General features: G+C 38.2%; 10 protein-coding genes. 6 read left to right on the top strand and 4 right to left on the bottom strand.

Annotated features, from left to right (window positions below; all coding sequences use genetic code 11):
* Positions 1-4 precede the first annotated feature (4 nt).
* Entirely contained in the window at positions 5-2,164 is a 2,160-nt protein-coding gene (locus AC4PG5_RS08460; RefSeq protein WP_492028501.1) for a hypothetical protein, read from the top strand.
* Positions 2,165-2,238: 74 nt separating this feature from the next.
* The gene (locus tag AC4PG5_RS08465) at positions 2,239-3,759 is read left to right on the top strand and encodes a fimbrillin family protein (RefSeq protein ID WP_492028502.1); all 1,521 of its coding nucleotides are present in this window, start codon (positions 2,239-2,241) and stop codon (positions 3,757-3,759) included.
* A 22-nt stretch (positions 3,760-3,781) separates the two neighbouring features.
* Here the strand turns inward: AC4PG5_RS08465 and AC4PG5_RS08470 are convergent, their stop codons facing one another.
* Positions 3,782-5,197, bottom strand: coding sequence for an ATP-dependent DNA helicase (locus AC4PG5_RS08470; protein ID WP_492028503.1), 1,416 nt, complete (start codon positions 5,195-5,197; stop codon positions 3,782-3,784).
* A gap of 96 nt (positions 5,198-5,293) precedes the next feature.
* Between AC4PG5_RS08470 and AC4PG5_RS08475 the strand changes: the two genes are divergently transcribed.
* The 3 genes from AC4PG5_RS08475 to AC4PG5_RS08485 are packed head-to-tail and all read left to right on the top strand — an operon-like array spanning position 5,294 to position 7,271.
* On the top strand, positions 5,294-5,980 hold the full coding sequence (locus AC4PG5_RS08475; RefSeq protein ID WP_492028504.1) for a hypothetical protein: 687 nt from the start codon (positions 5,294-5,296) through the stop codon (positions 5,978-5,980).
* Complete coding sequence (locus tag AC4PG5_RS08480) at positions 5,980-6,750, top strand: DUF3822 family protein (RefSeq protein WP_492028505.1); 771 nt, start codon at positions 5,980-5,982, stop codon at positions 6,748-6,750. The genes AC4PG5_RS08475 and AC4PG5_RS08480 overlap by 1 nt, the downstream gene beginning before the upstream one ends.
* A complete protein-coding gene (locus AC4PG5_RS08485) occupies positions 6,741-7,271 on the top strand; it encodes an RsmD family RNA methyltransferase (protein WP_492028506.1) in 531 nt (176 codons plus the stop codon). Before AC4PG5_RS08480 ends, AC4PG5_RS08485 begins: the two co-directional genes overlap by 10 nt.
* 2 nt (positions 7,272-7,273) lie before the next feature.
* On the opposite strand, the gene cls is transcribed toward AC4PG5_RS08485, so the two are convergent.
* The 3 genes from cls to AC4PG5_RS08500 all read right to left on the bottom strand — a co-directional run bounded on the left by cls (position 7,274) and on the right by AC4PG5_RS08500 (position 12,121).
* The gene (cls, locus tag AC4PG5_RS08490; protein ID WP_492028507.1) at positions 7,274-8,713 is read right to left on the bottom strand and encodes a cardiolipin synthase; all 1,440 of its coding nucleotides are present in this window, start codon (positions 8,711-8,713) and stop codon (positions 7,274-7,276) included.
* Positions 8,714-8,838: 125 nt separating this feature from the next.
* Positions 8,839-11,640 carry an outer membrane beta-barrel protein gene (locus tag AC4PG5_RS08495; protein WP_492028508.1) on the bottom strand — a complete coding sequence of 934 codons (2,802 nt, stop codon included), beginning with the start codon at positions 11,638-11,640 and terminating at the stop codon, positions 8,839-8,841.
* Positions 11,641-11,716: 76 nt separating this feature from the next.
* Positions 11,717-12,121: a hypothetical protein gene (locus tag AC4PG5_RS08500; protein ID WP_492028509.1), complete on the bottom strand. Its 405-nt coding sequence runs from the start codon at positions 12,119-12,121 to the stop codon at positions 11,717-11,719.
* 81 nt (positions 12,122-12,202) lie between these two features.
* On the opposite strand from AC4PG5_RS08500, the gene aroB reads away from it, so the two are divergent.
* Entirely contained in the window at positions 12,203-13,264 is a 1,062-nt protein-coding gene (gene aroB / locus AC4PG5_RS08505) for a 3-dehydroquinate synthase (protein WP_492028510.1), read from the top strand.
* The last annotated feature ends 30 nt before the right edge of the window (positions 13,265-13,294 follow it).

The following is a 13,294-nucleotide window of genomic DNA, read 5'->3' on the forward strand; positions in this document are numbered from 1 at the left end:
ACTTATGAACAAGAAGTTTATGACCCTAATCTTCGCAGCATTATTAGTAAGTTGTGCTGAGAAAGAAATTGTATCTGACATTTCACAAAGTCAGGACAATGAAATAAGTTTTGGTGATCCGTCTATCGGAATTAAAACCCGTGCAACAGAGATTGCATTACCAGGCTTAAAGAATATTGGATTCGACATCAGAGCTTATCGCACAGATGTTAATGGACAAGCCGGAACATCCTACTTTAATAGTATGATTTCGGATCAAGTCGTATGGAATAATACGAGTATGAAATGGGTAATTGGGACAGGATTAGTCAAATATTATTGGCCAACAAGTGACGAAAAAATCCAATTCTACGGCTGGGCAAACGCTGTAAGTAGTCAAGATCTATCCACCCAATTTGTAGCACCAACAACGACTTCTGCAGTCACAAGAAACCCCTCATTCAATTATTCATTACAGAATGTCGCCGCTCAAGACCAAACGGACTTATTGGTCGTAAATCAAACTGACCAAATCAAACCAACCATTGGAGGTGTTATTCAGTTGCCATTCTACCATGCATTGACACAGCTCAATTTTTCAGTTCGTTCTTCAGAAGATAATACTCAACTACGCGTTAAGAGCATTACCTTATCCGGAGTTCGCTATTCTGGAACATTCACCTATGCAAACAGCGATGATCTTAATAGTCACGGACATGGAGAATGGAATACGAGTACCAGTGGTACCCAAAGTTATTCAATCCCTTGTGTCTTAAATCATACGTTAATACCGGGTGATGCTACGGCTCCAGGAACTTATTACAGCACTTTTGCCGCGCCAAGTGCAACCCTAATGTTAATTCCTAATAACGCAAACAATGTCCAGTTAGACATCGTTTATGAAGGGTTCAACTCTTCGGGTGTTTCTATTACCGGTGAGCTTAATCGGCAAGTCATCATTGATGCTTCAGAATGGGATACGAATGAGAAAATAATGTACCGTATGTTATTGCCATTCGACCAAACAGAAATCGAAATCGAAGCTGATGTACAAGAATGGGAGAATGTAATCTGGAACTCTCTAGAACAGAATATGATCAATAATGATGTTACAGATGCAGCCTCTATAAATGCATTCTTGACCAACACAATGACTCGATATAATGCTTTAACAGAAATGACTGAAGGATATACTCGCATGATTGGGAAAGGGATTAAAGCTTCAGGAACAATAGCATTAGGCGATTTAAATCCAACTTTGAACTCAATAGGATATAAAGCTAAACCTGGTTCCAAGATTTCTTTAGACTTTTCGAATGTATTATGGACTTCCGGTGGTTCAATTACACTACAAACCCCAAATGACTGGAGCGTATCTATTAATGGAGGAGCTCCAAACACCAATCCCGGAACTTTGAATGCATTAAGCGCTAGTGGAAAAATAGAACTCACCCTACTCCCCCAAAGAACATTTACTTTAACAGCAGGTGGAGGTGCAGCCGATGTAACAGCCATGACAACACTCTTTGATTATTATAATGATCTGGCTGAAGCGTTACCTGTAGGTATTATCTATCCATTTGCAATTAAAGTGAAAGGGACATTGAGCCAGACTTATGCTTTAGGTGATCTATCTAATAAATTAATGAGTCTAAAATTAAAAGCCAATAGTCTTTTGACTCTTGATCTAAGTGGAACGATGCCTAGAACGAATGACATTACTATTACAAGAACCCCTGTAAAATATGATGTCTATTATGCCACAACTTATGCAGACCCACATGCTACATTCACAATTCCTAATTCTGTGGCTTCTGTATCGTTTAAAGCTTTACCTTGGTACGAATATACGTTAACAGGTGTTGCTTCAACTGATGCATCTAACATGCTCAAATATGCTGATGCCATGAACAATCTAATTGAAGTTGGCCCAACCAAACAAACCTTGATTGTGAAAGGTGCTGTAGGAACAGGCACGATAGCTTTTGGAGATTTAACTTTACTATTCCAGGCATTAAAATATACAACAGGAAGTTATGTAATGCTAGATGCTCGTCGAGTAACCAATATGTCGGCAACCAATAAGATCACTTGGGCAAATGCACCAACAGGCTTTACTCAATTCACTCCTACTGCAGGTACGTTTGAGTTAACAGCTCCAGGTACACTCTGCTTCCACAAATAGTTCATATTAATAATTAAAAAATCTATGAGAGAGGATTTTCTCTCTCATAGATTTCAACTTTAAAAAGAAATTGAATGTTTAAATTTATAAAACATACGGTCCTATTCATTTTATTGATATCATGCAATCAAAATGAATTTATTGAAGTTGAAAAGGAACAAGCACCTAGTAACAATATTGATTTCTCGATCTCTATTGATAAGACAAGGGGAGTCTCATTTGATAATACAAACTTCGATTCTTTTGGTCTTTTTGCAGACTTCACTACAGGTGATATTACAAATACCACTCAAAGTTCGTTTGATGGTTACAATTTATGGGTTAGACGTTTAATAATGCCTGGACAAGGTTCTAGTCGTTGGGTTTATGCTCCGACATTACAATGGCAAAAAAATAAAAAAACATCTTTCTTTGCCTATGCTCCATACGAAACCACTCCAACTTTGGCAGGAGCACAAAACAGTGTAGTTACACTCCCTGCTTATGGTTTCCCAACCCTAAGATTCACACAAAATGAGGAGGTCGCTTTGCAGAAGGATCTACTAGTAGGTGGCGTTCTTAATGCAGAACCCGAATATGCTAAAACGAAAGTAAGTATTTCAATGCAACACCTATTGGCTCAGCTCAACTTCTACTTCAGATTGAATCCACCGTATATCAGTTTTCTAAATACGCTTCCGTCTAACATTCAAAAAAGTTTCAATCTAATAACAGCTAAATCTTATTATCCAGGCAATGTAAGTAAACAAGCCATTTACAATTGGGAGGATAATACATTCACACCACAAAGCGTTTATTTCGACGCAAATGGTAGTACAGAAAGCCTTAAACAGGTCGTTCAACAAAATCCAAGTTTCATCGAGATGAATAAAACCAACGGTTCTATCTTTCAACAACTCAATACCGACTCGTCGGCGTTATATATGATTCCTCAAACTGTAGCACCAGGCGCCTTCAGGATAGATGTTGTTCTTAATGAAAAGACTCATTATGACATGGCAATAGGAGGAATTTACGATATCGAATTCCAACGTAACTTCACCATAACTTTTCCAACATTAAATTGGAATAGGGGTGAAAAGACAGGTTATCAGATCACCATTGACCCTGAGACCACTTTAAATCATATAGATTGGATTAAACATGTGATCATTGGTGGACAACATTACGTCGAAGTCGACTTAGCCGCCGGAGGATTTACTGACATTGCTTATTATCCCAATGGGGGGCCGGGAAGTGGACCACAAGGCGTTGTTGTTGGGAACGTCCCCTTATCGGCTCATTTCCTAATCGCACTAACCGATACCTATGGACGTTATAATACTGGTACAAACGGATTTAGAACTCCAACATTAAGAGAATATGAGTTAATGTTTGCCATTAATGGAATTATGAACTCACTAAATATCCCCGGCTTTGTACGCTTATCTCACGATAGTTCAAACACCACATTTATAGATCGGACTTATAATTCCATTAATAGTGATGAAGGACAAGGACATATTTATACGATTGACTTCTTCACCGGTATCAACACTACTATTCAAAGAAATGGAATCAATTGGCTCAGATTTATAAAAGATCTTCCTAACTAAATAAAAACCCAATAAATGGTCATCACTCTATTTGCTCACGAGGACAGTTTACTAAATAGAGTGTTTGAGTTGCACGAGTAAAAGCAGTATATAACCATCGAAAATAATCTGGGCTCAAGTAGTCTTGAGAGAGATAACCTTGATCAAGGAAGACATTCTTCCATTGCCCTCCTTGTGCCTTATGACAAGTTATAGCATAAGCATATTTTACTTGAAGAGCATTATAGTATGGATCGGCTTTCATTTTTTTGATCCGGTCGCGTTTATTTAAAACATCGCTATAATCCTCCAAAACATCATAGTACAATCGATCAGAGTCTGATTTAGCTAATGCAGGCGCATCAGCATGCAAGGTGTCTAACAAGACATTCGCTTCTAATTCTAAATCACAATCGGGCAAGTACAACGTCACATCAGCAAAACGAAAGCCATACATTTCTCGATTTCGGCGAACACGACGGACCACCGCAGTCTCGCCATTGGCGATGAAATCAATCTCTTTATATTGTTCGGACCAATAATAATTATTCTTAGCAATCATCAACAGATCTCCGGTATTTAATTCGTCTTCCCTCCATAAGATCTGAGCACGTATACCTTTATTATATAGATTAGCCCGTTTATTGGAACGGCAGATCACAATGGACTCTTCTATCTCATCTTTTTCATAGCAAGTCGTCAGTGCATCAATAAAATCTCCCCCAGAGAGTAGTTTGATATCAGCAAAACCCAATATCTTAAATTTTGGCCAGACATAACAATGGTTAGAAGTGATCTGCTGACGAATTTTTGTTGCATTCCATAAAACACCAGAAGATTGTTCTTGTCTCAGGACTTCCGTTAAATCCATATCACTAACTGTAAACCCATATCCCTTAAAACGTTCATTCGATAAAGCCGGGCTTTCCTCCTCGCCGACCGGAGGTAACTGAGCTGTATCTCCCATCAATAAAAGTCGGCACCCCATCCCCGAATAGACAAACTGTACTAAATCATCTAACAGCCTTCCCGTACCAAATGTGGCACCAGAAAGTCCGTCATTGCTAATCATGGAAGCCTCATCAACAATAAACAAGGTATGAGTTAAAAGATTATCATTAATTGAAAAAGCATCAGTATCATTGGAGAATTGCTGCTGACGATAAATCTTCTTATGAATGGTGTAAGCACTGTGTTTAGCATATCCCGCAAACACTTTGGCAGCACGTCCGGTTGGAGCCAACAAGACAACACCTTGTTTTAAGGCAGTCAACGCTTTAACCAAAGCACCAACTAAGGACGTTTTTCCGGTTCCAGCATACCCTCTCAATATAAAAACCGATTCTTTATCGCTTGAGATTAGAAAGTTCGTCAAGCGTTTTATGGCTATTTCTTGCTGAAAAGTTGGTTGAAAAGGAAAAAATTCTTTAATTTGCCTTTCTAAATAGTTATTTATCATTTTTGTATGAGAAAAAAGTTTGTAGAACACCTAAATTTAAATTTATTTGTTCTATTTTTGCGATGCGAATATAACAACTAAAAAACATAAATTATCATGAAAGCTGTATTTAATATTGTATTGGGACTCTGTGCAGTGGCATTGGTTTATATCTGCTACAACAGTATCATGGGGCCTATTAATTTTGAAAAAGACAAAAAAATCAGAGAAAAAGCCGTTATTGCACGTTTAATAGACATCCGCAAGGCTCAACAAGAATACCGTATGTTGCACCAAGGACAATATACAAGCAGTTTCGACACCTTGATCGCTTTCGTGAAAAATCAAAAACTTCCTTTCGTCATGAAAGTTGGTCGTTTGTCAGATAAGCAATTGGAAGATGGATTAACTGAAAAGAAAGCTATCGCTATTATCAGAAAAGCAAAAAAGACCGGCAACTTTGATGAAGTTAAAAAGATGGGTCTTGAAAACTTCCAACGTGATACTATGTGGGTAGCTGTTATGGATACATTATATCCAAAAGGATTCAATGCAGATTCTCTACAGTACATCCCATTCGGAAACGGATCTAAGTTTACAATGGCAACTAAAAACGATAAAGCAAAATCTGGTGCACCAGTATTCTTGTACGAAGTTAAAGCACCTTACGAAACTTACTTGAATGGACTTGATCAACAAGAGATCATCAATCTAAAAGATGTTCAAACTAAGTTAGGCAAGTATTGTGGTTTAATGATCGGTTCTATCGAGACTCCAAACAACGGTGCCGGTAACTGGGAATAATGATTGATTTTACAACATCTCAACAATATACGTTATCCATCCGGCTAAGTTCGGATGGATTTTCTTTTTCTATCTACAACCCTCTCCATGAAACTTCATTATCAATCATAGAGAGAGAAGTGGATCGTTCATTATCTATAACTGCTAACCTCAAGCAAGCTTTTCGCGAATGCGATTTTCTACAGCACCCCTATAAGAAGGTCAATGTTATGATAGCCAATAAGCGATTCACAATTGTACCGCTAGATTTTTTCGAAGACGAACAAGCTGAGATCCTATTCTATCACAATCATTCACACAAAGATTACGAAACCGTTCGATATAATATTCTCAAAGGCAGTAATACCGTCGTTCTTTTTGGAATAGACAAAAGCATTATTAGCTTTATTAACCAGTATTATCCGGATCCCATTTTCTGCTCACAAGCCAGCCCTCTTATTGAATACTTCTCTTCAAAAAGTAAACTAGGCAATAGTAAGAAAATGTACGCGTTGCTTCAAAATCAATCCATCTGTTTATATTGTTTTGAAAAAGGGCATCTTATATTAGCAAACTCATTTGATTGTTCTCATACAGAAGATCGTTTATATCATATCTTATATGCTTGGAAACAATTGAACTACGATCAAGAACGCGATGAACTTCACTTAACAGGAGAACTAGCCGATAAGACCATTCTAACAAAAGAATTACGCAAATACATCCTACAAGTATTTATAATGAATCCGGAATCCAATATTGATATACAAGCCCTTATTTTATGCGAGTAATTAGTGGAATTTATAAAAGAAGACGATTTGACGTGCCCAAAAGCTTTAAGGCGCGTCCAACAACCGATTTTGCAAAAGAAAATCTGTTTAATGTACTAAATAATTCTATCGATTTTGAAGATCTCACCGCACTCGATCTCTTTGCCGGGACAGGCAGCATTAGCATCGAATTAGTCTCTCGCGGTTGCAGTCGCGTCATAAGCATCGAAAAAGAACCGGCTCATTACGCTTTTATTTGCAAAATCATGCAAGAAGTACGTACAGAGCGTTGTTTCCCTATACGAGGAGACGTTTTCAAATACATCAAAAGCACCCATGAGTCATTCGACTTCATCTTTGCCGATCCTCCTTATGCTCTAAAAGAATTAAAAGAAATCCCCAATCTCATTTTTGAGAACAACCTACTTAAAGAAGATGGATTATTCGTTCTAGAACATGGGAAAGAGTATCAATTTGAAGAGCATCCTCATTTCATAGAACATCGTTCTTACGGAAGCGTTAACTTCTCTTTCTTTAGATAAAATTACAGCAGCGGAGCCAACAAACGTACAACAGACTCTGCTGCTTTTTGTTTCCATGAGCGCTTTTCCCAATTCTTAAGGAATACGGCCATACACTCTTTTTGATCTTCAAGAAAAATCTCCTTCATCCTCAAAGCTGTTTGCTCATCATAGATGAAAGCATTGATTTCAAAATTATGCTCAAAACTTCGGAAATCGAGGTTTGTCGACCCAACGGTCGATAAAGAATCATCAGAAACCATTAGCTTCGAATGCAAGAACCCTTTCTTATAAAAATAGACTTTTACACCAGCTCTCAAGATGTCCGATAAATAAGAGAAAGAACCTAGATGAGTGAGATGATTATCCGCCTTTAAGGGCAACATCAAGCGAACGTCTACTCCAGATAAAGCAGCAACTTGCATCGCAGCAAGAATCTGTTCAGTAGGTAAGAAGTAAGGCGTTTGAATATAGAAGTATTTCTGTGCACTACTTACAGCCTTTGCAAGACCTTGCATAATTTCCTTCCAAGGTCCTACAGGTTCACTCGTAACGACTTGAATCAAAGAGCCACCTACATTTTCTATTTTAGGGAAATAAGCGGATGAAGTCATCAAGGTACGATCAACAAAATACCAATCCAACAAAAATGCCGTTTGCAATCCGTGCACAGCTTTGCCTTCAATCAAGACATGAGTATCTCGCCAAACACCCCAAGAAACCCCTTTCACATAACGTTCGGCCAAGTTCATTCCACCAATAAAACCCACACGTCCATCAATCACCGCTATTTTACGATGGTTTCTATAATTTACCTTACTTGTAAATAAAGGGAAACGAACCTTTAAGAAGCTCCGAACTTCTATTCCCACATCACGCATTTCTTCATAAAAACTATTCGGGACATGCCAACACCCGACATCATCGTATATGACGCGTACTTCAACCCCTTCACGAGCCTTATCGATCAGAACGTCGCGAAGGAATCTTCCAATAGAGTCATTTTCAAAAATATAATATTCTAGATGAATGTGATGTTTCGCACGATAAAGCTCATGGACCAGTGCTTGTATCTTGGCATAACCATCAGCATATACCTCCACCCTATTACCCTCAAAAGGAAATGCTTGATTGGTCTGCTGAAAAAGTTGAATCAGTCGAGTATAAGCGTCAGGAAGTGAGAGTGAATTTTGCGACAAGTACTCCCCCATCGGTTTCTTAAGGAGGCGCCCATAGCTTTTCTTGTTAATGATCCGTTCACGCCTTTGACTTCGACCAAAGAAGACATAAAAAATTAAGCCAACAATTGGGAGAAAAGTTAGAACGAGCACCCAAGCAATAGTTTTTACAGGGTTACGGTTATCAAGCACGATTACAATAATTGTACCGAATATGATACCAAAATATAAGAGATCAAAAGCAACCGATGCAATCTGATTGAGCCAAAAATTCCAATCCAACATAGGCATAAATCATCTAAATATAAACATCTTACAGCAAATATAAACAAAAAAAAAGAAACCCAAAAGTTCAGAGTACTTATAAATACATTCTAAACTTTTGGGTTATACCCATTTAAATGAATTTACTAATAACGGAAAGAATGTCCATGGTCATAACCTCCTCCACGACGTCCACCGCGATCCATACGAGGAGCAGACTGCTTACCGCCCAAAGTATTAAAACGGTACACAAAATGAACCATGAAGTAACTACCCAAAGTATTGTATTCCGTATCACTGATCATCGATTCAGAGATAGAACGTGTTAAGTTAGTTTGTTGCTTCAAGATATCATAGATTTTAAAACGTAATGTCGCCACATTGTTTTTCAAAAAGTTCTTCGAGATCTGTGCGTTCCAAATCACCTCGTTTTTATTCAAATCGCCACTATAACCACTCTTAAAACGACAATTCACATCAGTCGACAAACTCACACTCCAGGGCAAGTTAACATTGGTATTCCCCCCCAAATAATAATCGAAGACTTCACGATTGCTACTAGCCTGTTTCGCATTACGAATCAAGCCATAGTTTACAGACCCATTCAGAGAAACATCAAACACTTCGCTTCGGTAAGCTCCGGTCAAACGCTGCGCCAAGGTCAGGTTGTGGGTTGTGCTAAGCACTTGATCGGACGTTTGATCCTTTAAACTCACGTAACTAACATCATCGCCATATGCAACATTTGAATTTGAAGAGATGGTAAACTTCTTATTCTTTAAGGGTGTATTAAAGCCAAAAAAACCTCGTATATTCCAATTACCATTCACATTCTCTTTATAATAGTTACGTCCACCAGTTTCAGAGTTATAAACCATCCGATTAACGACAGCATTCAATGTATTGTTATAAAACAAGTTCGCTGAGAAGCTGCGCATGGATTCAGGAATAAAACGATTATAAAACATCATAAACGAATTATTAAACGAAGGCTTCAAGTTAGGGTTACCAAAACGTTGCTTCATTGGATCCGAGATGTCGATAACCTCCTGTAAATCTTCTACATTAGGTGCACTACTTCGTCCACGATAGCGGAACATCAAAATATGCTGTTTGCTAAAGAGGTAGCGGAACATGACAGAAGGGGCCCAATTCAACACATTCTGTTCTGGTAGATTTTTCTTATAGTTTGGTCCAATAGTCGTTTTACTTAAAGAAGATTGCGGAGTGACTCCAACACCAACACTGTACATCATTTTGGTATAAATACCTCTTAAAGAAAGATCGACAGAGTGAGTGTTATAAAAATTCTCTACTCTAGAACTCAAGTCCTCTACATACCCACGTTCCATATACTGCGGGTAAGGATAAGTCTTTATGCTATCGTAAGTCAGCGCTTGAGAAAGCTGTTTACGATGGGCATATTCATATCTCAATTGCAAAAAATGCTTTTTAAAAACAGGTTCCGTATACGATGCGGATAAACTCCAATTACGGCTATCACTATTTCTATCAGTATAACGTGCAAGTTCTGCAATACTATCTAGTTTGAAAAATTTGGTTTCTGAGAAAGAATAAGTATCCGATTCGCTGTCACTATACCCAAATTTTGCCCCAATAGATACATTTCGTCCACTATTGTTCAATCTGCGAAAAGCCATTAGACGGCCATCAAACGACCAGTTATTACTTTTAAAAGAAGAAGATGCCGTTTTAGCATTAATCGGTTGATGTAAATAATCATCGGTCGTTGAAGACGATCCACTAGTAGAACTCGTTTTAGAATAGCTAGCACTCGGTCGAAAAATAATAGTTGTCAAGGTATCGGGACGCCACTCGAGACGAAAATCAGCTCTCAAATCATGTCGATTACGATTCGATTGGCTGTTACTTTGTTCAAAGGAAGAATTGGAGCCTAGCAATGTTTCAGTGTTCGTCCTACGATAAGCATCATTATCAGAGTGTCCATACTGTACACTCCCACCAATCTCAATTTTCTTTGTTTCTTTTGCAAAATTTACTCCTAAAGCTTGAGAAGAAGTTACTCCGGATCCACTATTATTTCCAAGTCCTTGACCTGCATCACCAAACTCCGAGAACCCTTTATTGTTTGTATTATTTGTAGAAGCAATAATAGACAAGTTTGAATTATCTTTAAAACGGTTAACCATCAACTGACCTTCGTAACGTTCTTGACTGCCATACCCCGTTATCAAGTTACCAAACCATCCTTGTTTCATCCCCTTCTTTACACTTAAGTCAAGTACCGCTTCCTCTTCTCCATCATCAATACCCGTAATACGTGCTTGGTCACTCTTCTTATCATACGCCTTCACCTTTTCAACCATATTGGCCGGTAAGTTCTTCATCGACAGTTTAGGATCATCAGAAAAGAACTCCTTACCATCGACCATGATTTTCTTAATTTCCTTACCATTCAGTGTAATCTTGCCGTTATCGTCGACTTTCACACCCGGGATCTTTTTAACCAAATCCTCTAACATCGATCCCTCAGGAACCGGATAAGCTGCAGCAGAATATTCGGTTGTATCCGCTTTTATAGTAACCGGAGGTGCTTCGGCCGTAACAACAGCTTCACTTAACATGACCGCATCCGGATCAATAGCAATGGTACCGACATTTTTATCAGGTGTATTTGCTATGAGCACAAACGGAATGGTTTTAGATTTAAAACCAATAGAAGATATTTTCAAAACATAACGGCCAGGCTTTACTTTAGGCAGTGAAAACCAACCTTGTTTATTGGTGGCCATACCTGTAACATAAGAGCTATCCGGTAATAACAACAGCTGTATGGTCGCTTGTTCGGCGCCAACCTTCGAATCACTCTCAATCACACGCCCTGCAACTGTTACGATCTTATTCTGAGCAAAACCATAAAGCACCGAACAAAAGCAAAGTGCCATCAAAACAATATTCTTTTTCATGAACCTTTTTCGTGTTTGTTATAATTATATTAGGTTTGACGAAAAACTTCACAAAAAGTTTAATGCCAAGATGACATTATCTTTTAAAAATAGCATCGACTGTTGCCTTTTTCATGCCATATTCCAAACAAAGTACATTAAAAATCAAGAAAGTCAGAAAAGAAGAAGTATCCACATTAATCACATCCCCCTGAAAAACGCGCCAAAGCATTCCTCCAAACACAAATAGGAACGTAAAGAAAATAGCATTACGAGTCGCTTTATTACGTATTTTCTCCGTCTCTTTATTCTCATTCTTAGAAAAAGCAAAAAGAATCATCAGTGCACCAATCATCATCAAGAGTTTAGTACATTCTTTGTAAAAGGACAGATTCGTATCATTCATGACCCCTTGCATCATTAAAACAAAAGGAATGAATAAGGCCACAATAAGAATGGTATATCCCAATGGACGACAAAAAACGGGAAATAATGGTTTCATAAGATTCATGTTTTTAGTTCTTACAAAAGTAATTAAAAAAAATATTTTCCATACATTTGTACCACAAAAAGCCCAATAATTATGAGTAAACAAGAAGTTATCCTTTGTCAGCACCTAGAAAACGATCTTATGGCTGCCATTGAAAAATGTCCGCACGACAAACTGTTCATTCTCACTGATGCCAATACTTATGCCTCTTGCCTGCCTTTATTAAAGGCATATGCTTGTATCAGTCAAGCCATAGAAATCTGTATTGAACCAGACGATACTCATAAGAACCTAAATGCGCTCTCTACCATCTGGATGAAGCTCAGTCAGGAAGGTGCCACCCGTCATTCTTTATTAATCAATCTAGGTGGAGGTATGGTCACAGATATTGGCGGATTTGCAGCTGCCACCTTCAAGCGAGGAATACGATTTATCAATATTCCAACGACTTTACTTGCCATGGTCGATGCCTCAGTCGGCGGAAAAACAGGCATCAATTTCAATGGATTAAAGAATGAGATTGGTTCATTTGCTCCGGCTGAAAGTGTACTTATCGATACTGCTTTCTTGGAAAGTCTAGATCGAACAAACCTTCTGTCTGGATACGCAGAAATGCTTAAACATGGGCTTATCAGAAACCAAGAACATTGGATAGAGTTACTCACTTTCAACACCGATCAAATCAATTACCAAGTGTTGCAAGATCTTGTCGGTAAATCGGTACAGATCAAAGAAGAAATTGTAGATCAGGATCCTTTCGAGCACGGTATTCGTAAAGCTCTCAACCTAGGACATACAGTTGGTCACGCTTTCGAGAGCTTTGCTCTATCCGAGGGGCACCCCGTTCTTCATGGCTATGCAGTGGCTTGGGGAATAATCTGCGAACTTTATCTTTCTCACTTGATCGTTGGTTTCCCTAAAGACAAAATGCGACAAACCATGCAATTTATTAAAGATAATTATGGCGTATTCGCTTTTAACTGCAAGAATTATGAACAACTTTATGCTTTCATGCAGCATGACAAAAAGAATACAGCTGGCGTCATTAATTTTACACTACTCTCTGATATTGGTGAAATAAAGATCAACCAAACCGCCGATAAAGAACTGATCTTCGAAATCTTTGATTTTTATCGGGAGTTTATGGGAGTATAAATCAAAAAGCCTAAAAAAAGATTTGCAATT

It is taken from the genome of Bacteroides sp. QWL-09 (genome assembly GCF_058683585.1).

Bases quoted from the DNA above. Each gene is read 5' to 3' on its own strand.
- AC4PG5_RS08480 (WP_492028505.1), top strand. From the start codon at position 5,980: ATGATTGATTTTACAACATCTCAACAATATACGTTATCCATCCGGCTA.
- cls (WP_492028507.1), bottom strand. From the start codon at position 8,713: ATGTTGGATTGGAATTTTTGGCTCAATCAGATTGCATCGGTTGCTTTT.
- AC4PG5_RS08500 (WP_492028509.1), bottom strand. From the start codon at position 12,121: ATGAAACCATTATTTCCCGTTTTTTGTCGTCCATTGGGATATACCATT.
- AC4PG5_RS08475 (WP_492028504.1), top strand. From the start codon at position 5,294: ATGAAAGCTGTATTTAATATTGTATTGGGACTCTGTGCAGTGGCATTG.
- AC4PG5_RS08460 (WP_492028501.1), top strand. From the start codon at position 5: ATGAACAAGAAGTTTATGACCCTAATCTTCGCAGCATTATTAGTAAGT.
- aroB (WP_492028510.1), top strand. From the start codon at position 12,203: ATGAGTAAACAAGAAGTTATCCTTTGTCAGCACCTAGAAAACGATCTT.
- AC4PG5_RS08485 (WP_492028506.1), top strand. From the start codon at position 6,741: ATGCGAGTAATTAGTGGAATTTATAAAAGAAGACGATTTGACGTGCCC.
- AC4PG5_RS08465 (WP_492028502.1), top strand. From the start codon at position 2,239: ATGTTTAAATTTATAAAACATACGGTCCTATTCATTTTATTGATATCA.
- AC4PG5_RS08495 (WP_492028508.1), bottom strand. From the start codon at position 11,640: ATGAAAAAGAATATTGTTTTGATGGCACTTTGCTTTTGTTCGGTGCTT.
- AC4PG5_RS08470 (WP_492028503.1), bottom strand. From the start codon at position 5,197: ATGATAAATAACTATTTAGAAAGGCAAATTAAAGAATTTTTTCCTTTT.